This window comes from Crenobacter intestini (assembly GCF_004919095.1).
GTDB classification, from domain to species: Bacteria; Pseudomonadota; Gammaproteobacteria; order Burkholderiales; family Chromobacteriaceae; genus Craterilacuibacter; species Craterilacuibacter intestini.
Window position 1 is genome coordinate 137,399 of the sequence record NZ_STGJ01000007.1, and the last position, 17,125, is coordinate 154,523.

14 protein-coding genes, 1 tRNA gene and 1 pseudogene are annotated in these 17,125 nt (G+C 66.7%); 7 read left to right on the plus strand and 9 right to left on the minus strand.

Going from position 1 to position 17,125, the window contains the following annotated elements:
• Positions 1-41: 41 nt before the first annotated feature.
• Positions 42-302: a 4-hydroxyphenylacetate decarboxylase small subunit gene (gene hpdC, locus E5K04_RS07875; protein WP_136552731.1), complete on the minus strand. Its 261-nt coding sequence runs from the start codon at positions 300-302 to the stop codon at positions 42-44.
• Position 303: 1 nt separating this feature from the next.
• Entirely contained in the window at positions 304-3,018 is a 2,715-nt protein-coding gene (gene hpdB / locus E5K04_RS07880) for a 4-hydroxyphenylacetate decarboxylase large subunit (protein WP_136552733.1), read from the minus strand.
• A gap of 505 nt (positions 3,019-3,523) precedes the next feature.
• Here hpdB and E5K04_RS07885 point away from each other — a divergent pair.
• The 3 genes from E5K04_RS07885 to E5K04_RS07895 all read left to right on the plus strand — a co-directional run bounded on the left by E5K04_RS07885 (position 3,524) and on the right by E5K04_RS07895 (position 7,575).
• A complete protein-coding gene (locus E5K04_RS07885) occupies positions 3,524-4,471 on the plus strand; it encodes a sigma-70 family RNA polymerase sigma factor (protein ID WP_168929185.1) in 948 nt (315 codons plus the stop codon).
• Between the two features lie 113 nt (positions 4,472-4,584).
• Positions 4,585-6,078, plus strand: a complete 1,494-nt coding sequence (locus E5K04_RS07890; RefSeq protein ID WP_136552737.1) for a winged helix-turn-helix domain-containing protein — start codon at positions 4,585-4,587, stop codon at positions 6,076-6,078.
• Positions 6,079-6,159: 81 nt separating this feature from the next.
• Positions 6,160-7,575, plus strand: coding sequence for a winged helix-turn-helix domain-containing protein (locus E5K04_RS07895; RefSeq protein ID WP_136552739.1), 1,416 nt, complete (start codon positions 6,160-6,162; stop codon positions 7,573-7,575).
• Between the two features lie 8 nt (positions 7,576-7,583).
• On the opposite strand, the gene aguB is transcribed toward E5K04_RS07895, so the two are convergent.
• Together aguB and wrbA are read right to left on the minus strand one after the other, a co-directional pair.
• Complete coding sequence (gene aguB, locus E5K04_RS07900) at positions 7,584-8,453, minus strand: N-carbamoylputrescine amidase (RefSeq protein ID WP_136552741.1); 870 nt, start codon at positions 8,451-8,453, stop codon at positions 7,584-7,586.
• 63 nt (positions 8,454-8,516) lie between these two features.
• Positions 8,517-9,110 (minus strand): NAD(P)H:quinone oxidoreductase, encoded by a 594-nt coding sequence (gene wrbA, locus E5K04_RS07905; protein ID WP_136552743.1) that lies wholly within the window; start codon positions 9,108-9,110, stop codon positions 8,517-8,519.
• A 52-nt stretch (positions 9,111-9,162) separates the two neighbouring features.
• Between wrbA and E5K04_RS16870 the strand changes: the two are divergent.
• Positions 9,163-9,960, plus strand: a pseudogene (locus E5K04_RS16870) (YihY family inner membrane protein); the annotation flags it as partial.
• Positions 9,961-10,244: 284 nt separating this feature from the next.
• Here the strand turns inward: E5K04_RS16870 and E5K04_RS07915 are convergent.
• The 5 genes from E5K04_RS07915 to ispB all read right to left on the minus strand — a co-directional run bounded on the left by E5K04_RS07915 (position 10,245) and on the right by ispB (position 15,014).
• Positions 10,245-11,150, minus strand: a complete 906-nt coding sequence (locus E5K04_RS07915) for a DUF3025 domain-containing protein (protein WP_235844307.1) — start codon at positions 11,148-11,150, stop codon at positions 10,245-10,247.
• Positions 11,151-11,191: 41 nt separating this feature from the next.
• The gene (locus E5K04_RS07920; protein WP_205700321.1) at positions 11,192-12,043 is read right to left on the minus strand and encodes a DUF4396 domain-containing protein; all 852 of its coding nucleotides are present in this window, start codon (positions 12,041-12,043) and stop codon (positions 11,192-11,194) included.
• A gap of 64 nt (positions 12,044-12,107) precedes the next feature.
• Positions 12,108-13,412 carry a branched-chain amino acid transport system II carrier protein gene (gene brnQ / locus E5K04_RS07925; RefSeq protein WP_136552747.1) on the minus strand — a complete coding sequence of 435 codons (1,305 nt, stop codon included), beginning with the start codon at positions 13,410-13,412 and terminating at the stop codon, positions 12,108-12,110.
• Positions 13,413-13,959: 547 nt separating this feature from the next.
• A tRNA-Arg gene (locus E5K04_RS07930) sits at positions 13,960-14,034 on the minus strand.
• 11 nt (positions 14,035-14,045) lie between these two features.
• Complete coding sequence (ispB, locus tag E5K04_RS07935; protein ID WP_168929186.1) at positions 14,046-15,014, minus strand: octaprenyl diphosphate synthase; 969 nt, start codon at positions 15,012-15,014, stop codon at positions 14,046-14,048.
• A gap of 194 nt (positions 15,015-15,208) precedes the next feature.
• Between ispB and rplU the strand changes: the two genes are divergently transcribed.
• The 3 genes from rplU to obgE all read left to right on the plus strand — a co-directional run bounded on the left by rplU (position 15,209) and on the right by obgE (position 17,090).
• Positions 15,209-15,520, plus strand: coding sequence for a 50S ribosomal protein L21 (gene rplU, locus E5K04_RS07940; RefSeq protein WP_136552752.1), 312 nt, complete (start codon positions 15,209-15,211; stop codon positions 15,518-15,520).
• Between the two features lie 12 nt (positions 15,521-15,532).
• Positions 15,533-15,808, plus strand: coding sequence for a 50S ribosomal protein L27 (gene rpmA / locus E5K04_RS07945; RefSeq protein WP_136552754.1), 276 nt, complete (start codon positions 15,533-15,535; stop codon positions 15,806-15,808).
• A 124-nt stretch (positions 15,809-15,932) separates the two neighbouring features.
• Entirely contained in the window at positions 15,933-17,090 is a 1,158-nt protein-coding gene (obgE, locus tag E5K04_RS07950; protein WP_136552756.1) for a GTPase ObgE, read from the plus strand.
• Positions 17,091-17,125 lie beyond the last annotated feature (35 nt).

Below are 17,125 nucleotides of genomic sequence, written 5' to 3' on the forward strand. Positions count from 1 at the left end.
CTGTCAAAAAAGGCCCGCCGTGTGGCGGGCCTTGTCTGCGCTTAATGCACCGCCGTGAAGTCCTCGCAGGTGATGGCGATCATGTCGCCGTACGCCGCGAAGGTCGGTGATGCCGCCGTGCAGCAGCCGTTGTTGGCGTCCTCGGCCTGGTAGTGCTTGCAGAACTTGCACTTGGCGAGGCGTTCGTAGCCCTTGGGCGCCTCGGCGTCGGCGTGCACCAGCTTGCCGGTGCGGTGGTCGATGCCCTTGTCCACGTCGATGGCCACATAGTCACGGGTGTCGCGGAAGGTCAGTTGTGTCATGTCAGAAGCCCTCGTATTCAGTACGTGCGATCAGTTCGTCCTGCACCGACTTGCCGATTTCGACCCAGTACTGGGTGAAGCCGGCAACGCGGACCATCAGGTCGCGGTAGTTTTCCGGATGTGCCTGCGCGTCGCGCAGCACCTTGGTGTCGACCACGTTGAACTGGATGTGGAAGCCGCCCTTGCGCATGTAGGCGCGGATCAGGTCGAGCAGTTTCTTGCTGCCTTCCGGCCCGCGGATCGCGGTCGGGTGGATCTTCACGTTCATCTGCGAGTTCTGGCTCATCGAGTGGTCCCAGACGGTCGCCGAACTGAGCAGCGCGAACGGTCCGTTGCGGTCGGTGCCCGGGTACGCCGACATCGACGCGTCGGCGTAGGTGGTGCCGGCCAGGCGGCCGTCCGGTGTCGCGCAGGTGGCCGAACCTTGGGCGCCGTGCGTCGACACCGAGATCTGGCACGCGTACATCGGCTTGGCGTACAGCGACTGGTAGTTCGCGCAGTCGTCGCAGAACCAGTTTTCCCACTCGAGCAGGACCTCGTCGGCCGCCTTGTCGTCGTTGCCGTACTTCGGTGCCTGCAACAGCGCGAAGTGCAGGCGGTTGAAGCGGCCGTCGTCGTCCTCGCGTTTTTGCTGGTCGGAGATCGAGAACGAGTTGACCTCGTGCGCGGTCTTGAAGCCGAAGTTCTTGACCATCGCCTCGCGCACCTCGTCGAGCGTGAACTGCTTCTCCTCGAACACCAGTTTCTTCAGCGCCGCCATCGAGTTGACCCAGGTCACCGTGCCGCAGCTCTCGACGTTGTACGTCGCGTTGAAGCGGTAACCGAGTTCGTTGATCAGGTGGCCGCTATCGAGGCACCCCGGCTTGAGCATGGAGTTGAACACCGCCATGTTGTTCTTGCGCCAGATGTCGTGCTGCAGGTTGTTGCACAGCTCGAGCACCTTGCACGAGAGCTGCCAGTACAGCTTGAACTGGTCCCACACTTCCTCGTAGCTCTCGAGCTTGCGGTTGTGCGGCGGGTAGACCTGCGCCTTGGTGCGCTGGTCGACGCCGTTGAACAAGGTCAGCTCGAGGATCTTCGGCATCGCCAGGAAGTGGATGCCGACCGAGGTCGGCTGGCAGGCGCCGCCGGGCACCTCGTAGGCCTTGCCGTTCAGGTGGATGGTCTTCCACACGCCCGGCTGGCTCTCCAGGCAGCCGCCGATCGACCAGGCGCGCGCCTCTTCCAGCGTGATGTTCTCGCACGCGTAGTGCTGCATGAAGAACTGCTCGGCGACGTCGTTGTTCATGAACGCCGGGTAGCCGGCGCCGGACTTGATCACGTCCATCGCCAGGAGCAGGAAGTCTTCCGGCAGGCGCTCGTCGTAGTGTAGCGCGATGGTCGACTGCGGCATCGCGTTGCGCACGCCGGCTTCGAGGATCAGGTACTCGAGGCGGTTGACCGCCGACTCGCCGCGGCGGTTGACGCCGCCGACCGACAGGGTGTTGAACGAGTTGCCGGAGAGCACGCCGCCGACCACGCCGGTCGACGCGAACGGGTCGATCGAGGTCTTCAGGATGCGGTCCTGCTCGAGCAGTTCGAGCACCTCGTCCTCGCTGATGCGTCCGGCGGCGATGTCCTGCTCGAACCACGGGTACAGCACCTGGCCCAGGCGGCCGACCGACATGCCGGAGATCGCGTCCTCGTTGACGACGGCGATGTGCAGCGTCTCGACCATCTGCAGCGCCTCGATGAAGGTGCGCGGCTGGTGGTGCGCGATATGGTGCAGGCGGTCGGCCATCGCCGCGTACTCGGTCGCCTGCTGCTTGTCCGGGGTGACGCCGGCGAGTCGGCGCGCCTCGGCCGCGTAGTTCTCGATCCACGCCTGCACGCCCTCGATCACCAGCTTGACCGCGTAGTAGTTGTACAGGCGGTTGGTGCCGACCATGCCGTCGCCGCCGGCGTCGCCGGCGCACTCGGCCATCTTCTCCTCGCACATGCGCACGATGCCGTCAAAGCCGTACTCGAGCGGGTAGTAGTAGTTGATCACCTCGCGGCCCTGCGGCAGCGTGAAGCCGGAGTCGAACATGCACACCAGGGAGCGCATCACCTGCTCCTTGATGTCGTAGCCCGGCACCATACGTTCGTAGCGGTTGGAGATCTGCTCGACCGACTTGTCCTGCCACATGTGCGCGAGCTTGACCAGGATGCCGACTTCTTCCTGGCGCACGCCGAACTTGCCGGCGACCGACACCACGTTGCCGAAGGACTGGGTGACGTTGCCGCCGCCCGCGCCGAACTTGGAGTGCTCGCCGGCGGAGGCCGAGCCGCTCTTCATCGCCGCCTGGTAGAGCGCGTCGCCCTGCGCGAGGAAGAAGGAGTTGGTCAGCCACGGCATCGCGAACGAACCGCGGACGAACGGCCCCTTGCGCATGGTCAGCAGCTCTTTCGGGTAGATCGCCGGGGTCAGGTGGCTGAAGCCCGCCTTCAGCGCGAGCGCGCGGCGTACCACCGGCAGCTCGAGGTCGTTGCGCATGTACTCGCGGGTGTACCAGTACGGGAACTCGTTGTTGATCGAGGAGAGCGCTTCCATATAGCGCTCCTTCAGGTACTTCACACGCTCGTGCGGCTCGCGCTGGATCTCGCGGTCGGTGAGCGCGGCGGGTGCCTTGCCGCCGGCTTCAAAGTCCATCGAGATGCCGGCTTCGCTGAGCACTTCCTTGAATGTCCGTGCCATGACTTACCTCCAAAGTTGTGAAAGTTGGATTGCTGAAGCTCGCAAGATAGATAGCAATCGCTGTGCCAACTTCTGGGTGCACGGCTGGATGCGGCCTAGAGCGGGACGGGCCGCGCTTTCGGGTGTCACCGCCTGTCACCGCGCCCTGCGGCGGTGACACCCCCACCGGCTGCCGGTCCCCCCGCAAACCCTTGCCGTGCAGGCGTTGCGGGTGGGTGTCAGCCGGGTGACAGGGGTGACAGTGCAGGCGTGGCGGCAGTGGATGCGGCCGGGCAGGGCAAGGTTGTTGGTGGTTTTTTTGGATGGGCGGACGCTACCGAGCGGCGGGAAAGTCCTTTTGTAACAATGGCTTGATATTTTCCTGATATGGCGGGGCGATAACTGACCGCCGGGTGAGGACACGACAGGCATGCGGCATTAACTTTGCCGCCATCGGCTCCCCCCGTTCCGGAGAACCCGGCGGGAAGGAGCGTGTCCAGTCATGAAATGGAAGCAGGAGAGCGCCATGTTTGCGGTTGCGGGTGTCCACGTTGTAGACGAATCTTTCGATGATCAACCGAGCGATGGCGAGGCCGCCGTCGCGGTGGCGGCCGAAGAAGCGGCCGCTGCCTTGTGGCAGGCCGAAGCCGCCACCCTGACCAACGTCTACCTGAACGAGATCGGACGCAAGCCGATCCTGAGCCAGCAGGAGGAGCAGCGGCTGTCCCGGCGCATGAAGGCCGGCGACGAGCTGGCGCGGCGCGAGATGATCGAGCGCAACCTGAGGCTGGTGGTGTCGGTGGCCAAGCGTTACCTGAACCGCGGCGTCGACTTCCTGGACCTGATCGAGGAGGGCAACCTCGGCCTGATGCACGCGCTCGACAAGTTCGAGCCCGAGCTGGGCTACCGCTTCTCAACCTACGCGATCTGGTGGATCCGCCAGAACGTCGAGCGCGCGCTGCTCAACCAGTCGCGCACCGTGCGCCTGCCGGTACACATCGGCAAGCAGCTCTCCAAGCTGCAGCGTACCCAGCGCACGCTGGAGGCAAATAGCGGCCGCGAGCCGTCGCTCGCCGACGTCGCGCGTCACCTGGATTGCCCGCGCGCCGAGCTGGAAGGCTTGCTCGAACTGCAGGCCGGTTGCGTGTCGTTCGAGACCCCGCTGGGCGGCGAGACCGACCTCACGCTGGCCGACGCGCTGGCCGACGAGCAGCAGGTGTCGCCCGACCTGATCCTGCACCGCGAGCAACTGGAAGGCGGGCTGCAGGGCTGGCTGGACGAGCTCCCGCCCAGGCAGCGCACCGTGATCGAGCTGCGTTACGGCCTGTCGGGCGAAGAGCCGCTGACGCTGGAGGCGACCGGCCGCCAGCTGGGCGTCAGCCGCGAGCGGGTACGCCAGACCCAGCTCGAGGCGCTGGAGATCCTGCGCAAGATCCTGCGTCGCGACGGGATCGACGAGGCCGACGCCAGCTGATTGCCGTGCGGCATTCTTGCAGGATTGTCCCGCTAGCGTGCTGCTTGCTCACGTGTGGCATCATTTATTGGTGATAGGCTTATATGTAAATTTCAAATAACTCTCGGGCACGGATGCGGGAAGAATATTATCGGGTGGGGGACTGGCTGTTCCTGAGCGGACAGGGCTTGCTACGCAGCGAGGGGGGCGGCGTCGAGGTGATGCTGACGCCGCGCGCTGCGCAGCTCTTGGCCTGTCTGGTCGGGCGTGCCGGCGAAGTGCTGGGGCGGGACGAGCTGATCGACGGCGCATGGGCGCGCGCTGAAGTGACCGACCACGCGCTGACCCAGGCCATCTTCGAACTGCGTCAGGCCCTGCGCGGGGAACGGGAGGATGCGCCCTGCTATATCCAGACCGTGCCTAAACGCGGTTACCGACTGGCCGTGCCTGTCGAGCACTGCACCGGGCCGCTGCCTGTTGCCGGCTTGCCGGATGTCGTGCGGACGGACGAAGAGGCGGTAGCCGCCGTTTCCGCCATCGACCGCGCGTTTGGACGGCGGCATCCTGCCTTGCTGGCGAGCGTGCTGTTACTAGTGGCCCTGTCGTTCGCGGCCGTCTTTCTGTGGCACGCACGGTCGTCTGTACCAGCGCAGGATTCCCTGCCCAATACCCGGCGCATCGTCATCCATCTCGAGTCGACAGATGACGAGCGGCTGGCCGCCTTGCAGTATGGATTGGGCGGATTTGCCGCTCATATCCTGACCGTGCGCACGCCTTACGAGATGGTCCAGATCATGAAGTCCGGCGAGGGTCCCCATTGCCGCTGTCAGAGCAGCGCACGGGTGCTCGGGCTGAGCGTCGAACGCGTCGGTGGGGGAGACTTCCTGCGGGCCCGCTTCGAACACCGGCTGCGAGGGCAGTTGCTGTTCGACAAGCGCTACCCCTTGTACCCGCTGGACGAAACGATGTCGGCTTTAGGTGCGGACCTGTTGGTGGCGCTGCATTATCCGAAGCCAGCCCGTCCATTGGCCGAGCCTTATGCTGATTGTGTACCGGACATTGAAAGCTTTTTCCGGGCGTATTACCGGATGTCCATGGGCGATGCAGCGTCCTTGCGCATGGCGCACGCGACGCTTGTCCAGCTGACTGCCCGTCCCATGCCCAGATCCGATTTGTTGGCGCTACGCGGCATCGTCGAGCTCGCCTTGAGCAATCTGGATACGGGCGAGGGGGGGCGCTGGCTAGAGACGGCGGACGCGACTTTCGACATCCTGGACCGGCAGGAGGGGGCGCCGGAGTTTGCCTACCCGATAGTGTTGGAGGCGAGTGCGATGCACGCCCTGTATCAGGGGCGTCAGGCCGAGGGTGTGGCGCTGATCGAACAGTCGCTGCGGCAGAGCGAAACCTGGCATGCGCAGATTGTGCGCGGCAAGCTCGCCGAACTGGCGGGGCGGCTGGACGAGGCGGCCGACGCCTACAGCCGGGCCTACCTGCTCAAGCCGGACCCGGGTACGCTCGACTGGATTGTCCGTGTGGGCTACGACACCGATCTTGCCGAAGTCTGTCCGTTGCTTGCAACGCGCATGGCCGGCATGGCGGACATTCAGATGTCTGGAGTGGAAGATTAGATTAATTTATGTTTAAAACTAGATAAATTTTATTAGATACAAGTGTAAAATAACGTCGTCGTTTCCCACTGCAGGTATCTCATGACCGGACCTGATATCCGTATCGGCGACTGGACTTTCCTGCCTCCGCTCGGGCAGTTGCGTGATGAGCGGCGTGGCCGTGCGGTGACGCTGACGCCGCGCGCGGCCCGGCTGCTCGCCTGTCTGGCCGCTCAGCCTGACGTGGTGCTCGGGCAGGCCGAGTTGGCGGCGGCGTGCGGCGTCGACCCGGCCGGCCACGCGCTGACCCAGGCCGTGTCAGAATTGCGCCAGGCCTTGCGCGACGGGCGGGAAGACGCACCCTGCTATATCCAGACTATTCCCAAGCGCGGTTACAGGCTGAGCGTGCTGGCAGATGTCGGGATGCCCGGGGCGGTCGCGGTGCAGCACTTGGGTGCGCGCTGGCTGCTGTTTGGCGTGCTGTCGGCGTGTTTCATCGCGGTGCTGGCGATGCTGTGGCCCTTGCATATGGCAAACGCCAGCGCTCCCCGCTCGCTGGCGCTGCCCAACGCGCGACGCATCGCGGTCGTTTTTGAGCTGGTGGCTGACGAGCGACTGGAGACCCGGCTGGTCGGTTTGGGAGCGTTCGCCGCGCATACCATCGCCACGTATACCCCATACGAGGTGGTGCAGATGCCTAATCGCGGTCGCGCCTCTGCGCGGCCCAACAGCGGCCGCCGCCTGGTCCTGCGCGTGGTGGAGGTCGGCCGGCAGCCGTACCTGCACGCGCGGCTGAGCCACCGGCTGCGCGAGCAGGTGCTGCTCGACAAGCACTACCCGCTGCAGTTGCAGGCCGCGACCATGACCGCGCTGTCGGCCGACCTGCTGTGTGCGCTGCACCAGCCCCTGCCGGCGCGCCTGCCCGGCGCAGATGCCCTCGACGACCTTTCTGCGACCGAGCAGTTCTTCAGTGGACATTACTACCTTTACCGAGCCGATGCCGCTTCGCTACGCGAGGCAGTGAACCTGCTGGAAACGGTGCGTGAGCGCTACCCGACGCGGCCGGAGGTGCTCGCCATGCTCGCCATCAGCCTGCTGGCGCTCAGTGATTTGGCGGGCGGGGAACAGGCGGAGGCCGGCGGCGAGACGGTGCAATGGCGCGCGAGGGCGGATGCGGCGATGTCGACGCTGGTCGGGTTGTCAGCGTCGCCCTATTTCAGCCATCCGCTGATCGGCGAGGCGCAGGCGCTGTATTCCCTATCGCGAGGCCGGCCGCGACAGGGGCAAGAGATGATAGAGAAAGTCCTGCGCACACGGGAAACCTGGCGCGCGCAGGTGATCCACGGCAAGCTGCACGAAATTTCCGGCGAGCTTGACCTCGCTGCCGATGCCTACGCCCGCGCCTGGCTGCTCAGGCCGGAGCCCACCACGCTCGCCTGGATCAGGCAGCTGGCGTTCGCGACCGACTTGGCCGCCATCGCGCCGGGGCTGGACGTCCCGTCGGCGCGGGGGGCGTAGGCCAGGGCTCAGCCGCGTCCGTCCAGCGTGCAGATCGCGCGGTAGTGTTCGGGGCGGCGGTCGCGGAACACGCCCCACGCGCGGCGTTTGGCGGCTAGCGCGTCCAGCTCGAAGGTCGCGGTCAGCACCGCGCGGCTCACCGCGCCGGCCTCGGCCACCAGCTCGCCTTCGGCGCCGGCGATGAAGCTTCTGCCGTGGAAGGTGTCGCTCCAGTGCTTCCCCCATTCGGTGCCGACCCGGTTGCTCGCGACCAGCGGCATCAGGTTGGCCGCCGCGTGGCCGCGCTGGCAGATTTGCCAGTGGTCGGCCGACTGGATGCCCGCGTCGTGCGGCTCGCTACCGATCGCGGTCGGGTAGAATAAGAGCTCGGCGCCGTTCAGCGCCAGGCAGCGTGCCGCCTCGGGGAACCACTGGTCCCAGCAGATGGCAACGCCGATCTTCGCGTAGCGGGTCTGCCATACCGGGAAGCCCTTGTCGCCGGGCGAGAAGTAGAACTTCTCGGTGTAGCCCGGGCCGTCCGGGATATGCATCTTGCGGTAGGTGCCCAGCACGCTGCCGTCGGCGTCGATCACCGCCACGCTGTTGAACTGGGTCTGCCCGGCGCGCTCGAAGAAGCTCACCGGCAGCACCACCGCAAGCTCGGCGGCCAGCGCCTGGAAGCGCGGCAGCCACGGGTGGTTTTCCAGCGCATGGGCGCGCTCGTTGTAGCTGGCGTCCTGGTCGATGCAGAAGTAGGGCCCCTCGAACAATTCCTGCAGCAGGATGACCTGCGCGCCGGCCGCGGCGGCCTCGCGCACCAGCGCCTCGGCGTTGGCGAGGTTGGTTTCCAGGTCGTTCGAGCACGCCATCTGGGTGGCGGCGACGGTGACGTTACGCATGCTTGTCCTCCGGTTTAGGTTTCGCGCGCATTCTAGACGAGACGCCGCCGCCTTGCAGGTGCGTCAGGTCGCCAGCTTCCTGGCGACCTCGGCGAGCCGCCTGCCCTGTGCGATCGCCAGCCGGCGCTCGGCCTCGCTGATCGGGTGCTCGTTTTTCAGCCCGGAGACGTGGCTTGCGCCGTACGGGGTGCCGCCGCCCTGGGTCGCGGCGAGGTCGGGTTCGCTGTACGGCAGGCCGACGATCAGCATGCCGTGGTGCAGCAGCGGGGTCATCATCGAGATCAGCGTGGTCTCCTGGCCGCCGTGCATCGACGCGGTGCTGGTGAACACGCAGGCGGGCTTGCCGGCGAGGGTGCCGGAGAGCCATTCGGCGCTGGTGCCGTCGATGAAGTACTTCATCGGCGCGGCCATATTGCCGAAGCGGGTCGGGCTGCCCAGCGCGAGGCCGGCGCACTCGGCAAGGTCGGCGCGCTCGACGTAGGGTGCGCCTTCGTCGGGGATTGCCGGCGCGGTCGCCTCGCACACGGTCGACACCTTGGGCACGGTCCTCAGGCGGGCGCGGCAGCCTTCCACAGAGTCGACGCCGCGCGCGATCAGCCGCGCGAGTTCGCGCGTCGCGCCGTGCTGGCTGTAATAAAGGACCAGGATCTCCTGCATGCTTGCTCCGTAGGCGTTACCATTTATGGCAACATCTTACCATCGAGCCGCCATGCCCCTGTCCCTCCTGCAGCGTCTCGCAGGCTTCGCCCGCTTCGTCCTCGCGCGCATGGTCCGTTTGCGGCTGATCCAGGTCGCCGGCAGCCTCACCTACACCAGCCTGCTGTCGCTGGTGCCGCTGCTCACCATCGCGCTGACGGTGTTCGCCGCGTTCCCGGCCTTTTCCGAGTACAGCAACCGCTTCAAGGTGCTGCTGCTGACCACGCTGGTGCCGGAGTTCGCCGGCAAGGTGATCACCGTCTACATGCGCGAATTCACCGAGAACGCCGCCGGGCTCACGCTGTTCGGCGTGCTGTTCCTCGCGCTGACCGCGGTGATGCTGATGGCGACCATCGAGCGCACCTTCAACGCGATCTGGAGCGTGAACAAGCCGCGCCCCCTGCTGCACCAGGCGCTGGTGTACTGGCTGGTGTTGTCGCTGGGGCCGGTGGTGCTCGGCGGCGGCCTGCTTGCGTGGCGCTGGCTGTTCAAGGTCACCGCCTTCGAGCGCATCTCGTCGCTGTTGGACACGGCGGTGCAAACCGGCGGTTCGGTGCTGCTGACCACGCTGGTGCTCGCGTGCTTCCTGCGCATCGTCCCCAACCGCTTTGTGCCGCTGCGCGACGCGCTGGTCGGCGGTGCGCTGACCGCGGTGCTGCTCGAGGCGGTGCGCGCGCTGTTTGGCCTGTATATCGGGCAGATGGGCTCGTACCAGACCATCTACGGCGCCTTCGCCAGCATCCCGATCTTCCTGCTGTGGGTGTTCCTGCTGTGGATGGTGCTGCTCGGCGGCGCGAGCTTCACCGCCTCGCTCGCGTACTGGGAGGGCGACGCCTGGCGCCGCCGCAACGAGCCGAGGCGGCGTTTCCTCGACGCGATCGAAGTGCTGCTGCTGCTCGACGCCGCGCAGGAGACAGGCGGCGCCATGAGTGCGCGCGCGCTGCGTGCCGAGGTGGCGGTCGGTTTCGACGAACTGGGCTGGGTGCTCGACCGCCTGTCGGCAGGCGCCCTGGTCGATCGCACGCAAGCGGGCGACTGGGTGCTGGCGCGCCGCCTGTCGACGGTGACGCTGGCCGAGTTGTTCGAGCGCTTCGTCTACCGCGGCGGCGAGGCCGACGACGAGGTCGCGCGCGAGGTCGAGGCGGTGTTCGCGCCGTTCTCTACGACGCTTTCCAGCATCACGCTGGCCGACTTCGCGCGCCGCGTGCGGCAGAAGTAAGCCGTATCGTCGTAGTAGGCGGCGTCGCGGTTGGCGTCGTCCCAACCGGGGATGCCCAGCAGCGGCAGCGGCGGCAACTCGCGCGGCCGGGTCAGCCATGCGTCGTCGCCGAGCGCGGCGGCAAGCGCGGCGTCGAGCCGCGCGGTGCGCTGCGCGTCGGTCAGCGCGAAGTAGCCGGCGTCGACCGTCACCGGCAGCGCCTTCGCGCACCATAGCCGGTGAGGGGTCAGCCCTTGCTCGAACACCGCGTGGCCCAGTACCCGCACCTCGATCTCCTTCCCCCACGCCTCGCGCGCGTCGACGAACAGCGCGCGCCAGTCCATCCCGCTTAGCGCGTCGAGCAGTTCGGGCCGGCTCGTGGCGACCAGCACGCCGCATTCGTCAAGCAGCGTCGCCGCGTCGCGCAGCGGGCCGCGCTGCACCTCGCCGCGCCCGATCGCGCGCACATGGCGCGCGTTGAGTTCGACCTTGGTCTGGGGCCAGGCCAGCCAGGAGAGCGCGCCGAACCAGTCGTGCCAGTTGCGGCTGCGTGTCGGTACTTCGCCGGTCGCGCCGATATGGCTTTCGTAATAGGCGGCCGGCTCGAGGTCGCTGACGAAGCGCAAGCTGCCCGGCAGCTGGATGCCCGCCGCGCGCGCGCGCGCAAGCAGCGCGTCGTAGCCGGCCTGGTCCGGCCAGCCGGACAGGCCGTCCAGCAGGGGCGCGAGTGGGCGCAGCGTAGCGTAGAAGGATTGCGCGGGCAGCGCGCAGAAGGGAAAAAGGTCGGGGCTTGGTGCGCTCATGCGTGCATTGTCGCCGCAAACCCAGTTTGGGTCATCCGCCGCTACATCGCGTGCTTGATACCTGTCTTGACCAGCAGCCAGTTCATCGGATAGGCGGTGACGAAGCCGCACGCCATCGCCAATTGCATCATCAGCCAGAACGCAGGCTCGGTAGGGTGCAGCGGGCCGAACACGCCGAAGATCGCGAAGCCCATCCAGCCATACATGCCGACCTGCCACGCGGACAGCGAGAAGAAGTCGACCTTCAGCGCGCGCCACACCAGGGCGGCGCCGGTCTCCGGCACCATGCCGATCAGCCCGCCGTACTGGAAGCCGACGCCGATCACCAGCGCGAGCAGGTAGGCCAGCGTCCATTCGCCAAAAACCGGGCTGCCCAGCACCAGGAAGGGCGCGGCAGCGAACAGCCACGGCGTGGCGAGGTCGGCCAGCGTGCAGCCGGCGCCGCAGTGCAGGGTACCGGCGACGATGCTCTGCCAGAACGGGCGCCTGGGCATGCCGTGCTGCATGCCCGTCATGGCGTGCCCAGCCATATTGCCCATGCCGTGGCCGGGCATATCGGCCATGTCGTGGTGCATGGCACCCATGTCGTGGCCTGCCATATCCCCCATGTCGTGCTTGGCCATCTTGGACATGTCGTGTGGCATGCCGGCCATCCCGCCCGGAGCCTGCGCCGGCACACCGGCAGCAATGCGCGGCTTGCCGCCGTTGCCGATCACGCGGTACGCCCAGATCGCCAGCGGGCCGGCCCACAGCGCGTTCACCGGCCACACCCACAGCATGATCTTCATCATCGGCGGCGGGCGGTGGCGCTGGTCGAGCGCGATATACAGGCAGCAGATCACGCCGATAGTGATGGTCAGCCAGGCGAGCGGGGCAAGGGATTCGACAGTCATGGGGCTCTCCGCCATTCCGATCCGGCCGTTATAGCCGGCGCCGGTGTCGATTGCCCGCCCCCGCTTACGCCCGCGCCATCCGCCTTGCCAGCGGCAGCACGGCAGACAGCGCCAGCGCGAGGGCGCTGGGTAGCAGCCAGCCCAGGCCTTGCGCGAACAGCGGCAACTGGCGGCAGACGGCCAGCAGCCCCCCGCCCAGCAGCCCCGCCGCGTTGAGCGCGTCGGCCAGGCCCAGCAGCGTCGCCACCGGCAGCGTCAGCGCGGCGGAGAAGGCTGGCGCGCTCAGCCGGCTTTTCAGCGCGTGTAGCACCACCAGCGCGATGGCCGGCGGGTAGATCAGGAACAGCACCGGCACGGTGACGCGGATCAGCTGGTCGAGGCCGAAGTTGGCGACGACCACGGTCGCCAGCATGCACGCGGCGAGCGCGCGCGGATACGAAAGTGCCGGGAAGGTGCGCGCGAAGTAGGCGGCGCTCGCGCTGGTGACGCCGACCAGCGTGGTCAGGCAGGCGAGCAGGATGATGCCGGCCATCAGCACGCTACCGGCCGGGCCGAACAGCGCGTCCACGTAACGGGCGAGGATCTGCCCGCCGTTGGGGGTACCCTCGGCGAGCGTGCCGGCCGTCGCGCCCAGGTAGAACAGGCACAGGTAGAGCAGGGCGAGCAACGCGGCCGAGATGAGGCCGGCCTTGGCGGTGACGCGGGCGACGTCGCGGCTGCGGGTGATGCCCTTGAGCGAGAGCATCTGCGCGACCAGCGCACCGAACGCCATCGCGCCTAACACGTCCATCGTCTGGTAGCCGCTGACCAGCCCGTCGGCAGCGGCCGTGAACGCGTCGCTTGCACCCGTCGGCGCAACCGGCGAGACCGGCGCGACCAGCACGCCGGCGGCGACCGCGGCGAGCAGCAGCAACAGCGCCGGCGTCATCACCCGGCCGATATGGTTGATCAGCGACCCTGGGCGCAGCATGAACCACAGCCCGCCTGCGCCGAACGCGCAGGCGAACACCAGTCGGGTCGCGTCGTGCGCGGGCAGGCCCAGCGGCAGCGCGCCCAGTTCGTACGCGACGTTGACCACCCGCGGCATCGCGAAGGTCGGCCCGATCACCAGGTAGAGCGCGCACCAGAACAGCGTGGCGGCCCACGCCGGCAAACCGCGCGATAGTGCCTCGCCGTTGCCGGCGGCGGCGACCACCAGCAGGGTGACGAAGGGCAGGCCGACGCCGGTGACGATGAAGCCGAGCGCGGCGGCCAGCCAGTGGCTGCCGGCCTGGTAGCCGGCCATCGGCGGGAAGATCACGTTGCCCGCGCCGAGGAACAGCGCGAAAACCATCATGCCGAGTACGGCGGTGTCCTTGTTGCCCAACATACAGTCTCCAGTAACTGTGATGCCGGCCTGTCCGGGGAGGGGAGCGATGCGTTGCCGACCGGACCCCTGGGCCCAGGGGTCGGCGGTGTGAGGCCTTTATCCCTGGACGCTGTGCGCCAGGATAATAATGAGGCCGGAAAAGGACGCGCGCGCCACGGCGCGGCACGCGGTCGGCGTGCCGGCGGTGTGGAGCGGGAACAGGGTGTTCATGCGGCGTCCTTGTGGGTTGACCCTGCCATCAAACCAAAAGGCCGCCGGCCTGCGCAACGGGGCAGCGCCGCGATTAGCACGAAGTTTGCGCCAGATCAGCAGAGGACGCGGGCGGCACCCGCTTACGGCACCCGTGGCGGGCTGGACAGCCGTTTTTGCATGAACACGCTCAAGGGATCGTCGCGGTAGGCGCCGAACGGGTCGCGGTGTGGGGTGTCGGCTAGCAGGAAAGTTGCCGCAACGGGGCGTCACCGTAGCCGGAAGAGCTACAAAAAACCCGCAGGGCTGCGGCCGTGCGGGTTTCGTGGACTTGTCCGAACTGTCGCGGACGTGTTGTTGGTGCCCCCGGGTGGAATCGAACCACCAACTGCCCCTTAGGAGGGGGCCGTTATATCCATTTAACTACGGAGACGGATCAAGCGGTCAGGCCTGGCGGTCGACGGCCTGGTGCGCGAGGTCGACCAGCGCACGCTTGGCGTCGGAGTCCGGCAGTACGGCGATCGCGGTGATCGCCGCGTCGGCGGCCTTTTCGGCCTCGCTGCGTGCGTAATCGAGTGCGCCGCATGATTGTACCGCAGCGAGCACTTCCGGGAAAAGCGCGCGGTCGGCGTTTTCGATTGCCCGGCGTACCAGCGCCGCGGCGTCGGCGCCGCCCTGGCGCATGGTGTAGATCAGCGGCAGCGTCGGCTTGCCCTCGGCCAGGTCGTCGCCGAGGCTCTTGCCGATGGTCTCGGCGTCGCCCGAGTAGTCGAGCACGTCGTCGATGATCTGGAAGGCGGTGCCCAGGTGCATGCCGAAGGCGGCGAGCGCGTCGGCGTGTGCGGCGCCGGCGTCCGAGATCAGCGCGCCGACGCGGGCGGCGGCCTCGAACAGCTTGGCGGTCTTGTAGCGGATCACCGTCAGGTACGCGTCTTCCGAGACGTCGGTCTCGCCGATGTTCAGGAGCTGCAGCACCTCGCCCTCGGCGATGATGTTGGTCGCCTCGGCCATCACTTCGAGCACCTGCATGCTGCCGCTTTGCACCATCATCTGGAACGCGCGGGTATATAGGAAGTCGCCGACCAGGACGCTGGCGGCATTGCCGAACAGCGCGTTGGCGGTCTGCCGGCCGCGGCGCATGCCGGACTCGTCGACGACGTCGTCGTGCAGCAGGGTCGAGGTGTGGATGAACTCGATCATCGCTGCCAGCCGGTGCAGGTGTTCGCTCTGGCAGCCGCAGGCGCGGCCGGCGAGCAGCACTAGAGCCGGGCGCATGCGTTTGCCGCCGGCGCCGATGATGTACTCGGCCATCTGGCGGATCAGAACGACGTCGGAGTGCAGGCTTGCGCGGATGACTTGGTCGACCGCCTGCATGTCTTCGGCGATCAGGGTACGGTAGAGATGCTGGGTCACGGTACTGGCTTCGGGGTGACGGTTGGCCGGTCGGTTCAGGCTGACGATGTTAACAGAAAGACCATGCCCTCGCCATGCTCCCCGCATCAAGGGGGCTGCGGGCGGAAAAATTGACAGGATTCAGTCACTTGCGTATAGTCTCGTGCTCTCTCCGTGCCGCTTCGGTACGGGAGCCAGAATCAGGAGCTTATCGAATGTATGCGGTCGTAAAAACCGGTGGCAAGCAGTACAAAGTTGCTGTCGGCGAAAAACTCAAAGTAGAACAGATACCTGCAGACATCGACAGCCAAATCGTACTTGAAGAAGTGCTGATGGTCGCTGACGGTGAACAGGTTGTTGTCGGTACCCCGCGCGTGGCTGGTGCCACCGTACAGGCCACCGTCGTTGCCCATGGTCGTGGCGAAAAGATCCGCATCTTCAAGATGCGTCGTCGTAAGCACTACCAGAAGCATCAGGGTCACCGTCAGAACTACACCGAAATCCGCATCGACGCGATTTCGAAGTAAGGAGCATAAGTCATGGCACACAAGAAAGCTGGCGGTAGTTCCCGCAACGGTCGTGACTCCGAAGCCAAACGCCTGGGCGTGAAGGTTTACGGTAGCGAGCTGATCCCGGCAGGTTCGATCATCGTGCGTCAGCGCGGTACCCGCTTCCACGCCGGCGAAAACGTCGGTCAGGGCAAGGACCACACCCTGTTCGCCAAGGTTGACGGCTACGTGCAGTTCACCACCAAGGGTGCACTGAAGCGCAAGACCGTTTGCGTTGTCCCGTACACCGGTGTAGACGCCGAGTAATTCCGGCATCTGTCCGAGAAGCCCTATCCTGCGATAGGGCTTTTCTTTTTTGTTCGAGGCGCAAGGCGCGAGCCGCTGCCTACGCGGCGCTTCACCCCTGACGCCTTAAGCGCGAGGAGTACACATGAAATTCATCGACGAAGCCCGCATCGAAGTCATCGCGGGCAAGGGCGGCAATGGCGCCGCCAGCTTCCGCCGCGAGAAATACGTGCCGTTCGGCGGCCCGGACGGCGGCGACGGCGGCAAGGGCGGCAGCGTCTACGCGCTGGCCGACGAGAACGTGAACACGCTGGTCGAGTACCGCTTCGTCAAGAAGTACCTGGCACAGCACGGCGAGCGCGGCCGCGGTGCCGACTGCTACGGCAAGGGCGGCGACGACATCGAACTGCGCATGCCGGTGGGTACGGTGATCGCCGACGCCGACACCGGCGAGCTGGTCGCCGACCTGACCCACCACGGCCAGCGCGTGATGATCGCGCGCGGCGGCAAGGGCGGCCTCGGCAACATCCACTTCAAGAGCTCGACCAACCGTGCGCCGCGCCAGTGCACGCCGGGCGAAGAGGGCGAGGCTCGCATGCTCAAGCTGGAGCTGAAGGTGCTCGCCGACGTCGGCCTGTTGGGCATGCCCAACGCCGGCAAGTCGACCTTCATCCGCTCGGTGTCGGCGGCCAAGCCCAAGGTGGCCGACTATCCGTTCACCACCTTGCACCCGAACCTGGGTGTGGTGCGCATGCCGGACACCAAGAGCTTCGTGATCGCCGACATCCCGGGTCTGATCGAGGGCGCGGCCGACGGCGCCGGCCTCGGCCACCGCTTCCTCAAGCACCTGCAGCGCACCGGCCTCTTGCTGCATATCGTCGACATCGCGCCGTTCGACCCGGACGTCGACCCGGTGCGCGAGGCGCGCGCGATCCTCGAGGAGCTGAAGAAGTACGACGAGGAACTGTTCGCGAAGCCGCGCTGGCTGGTGCTCAACAAGCTGGACATGCTGCCGGAAGAAGAGCGCGAGCTGACGGTGTCGGCCTTCCTCGAGGCTTACGGCTGGAAGTGGGGCAAGCCGGACGACAGCCTCGGCTTCGACGCGGACACGCCGCGCGTGTTCGCGATCTCGGCGCTGACCGGCGAGGGTACCCGCGAGCTGACCCGCGCGATCATGGACTACCTGAACGTGCGCCGCGAGCGCGAGCGTGCCGAACGCGAGGCCGAGGAGCGTGCAGCCGCCGAGGCGAAGGCGGCGGCCAAGGCGGCCCGCGCCAGCATCCTCAAGCCGGCGGCCGAATAAGCCGGTTTCAGGCAGGACAAAGCCCCCGCAGGTTC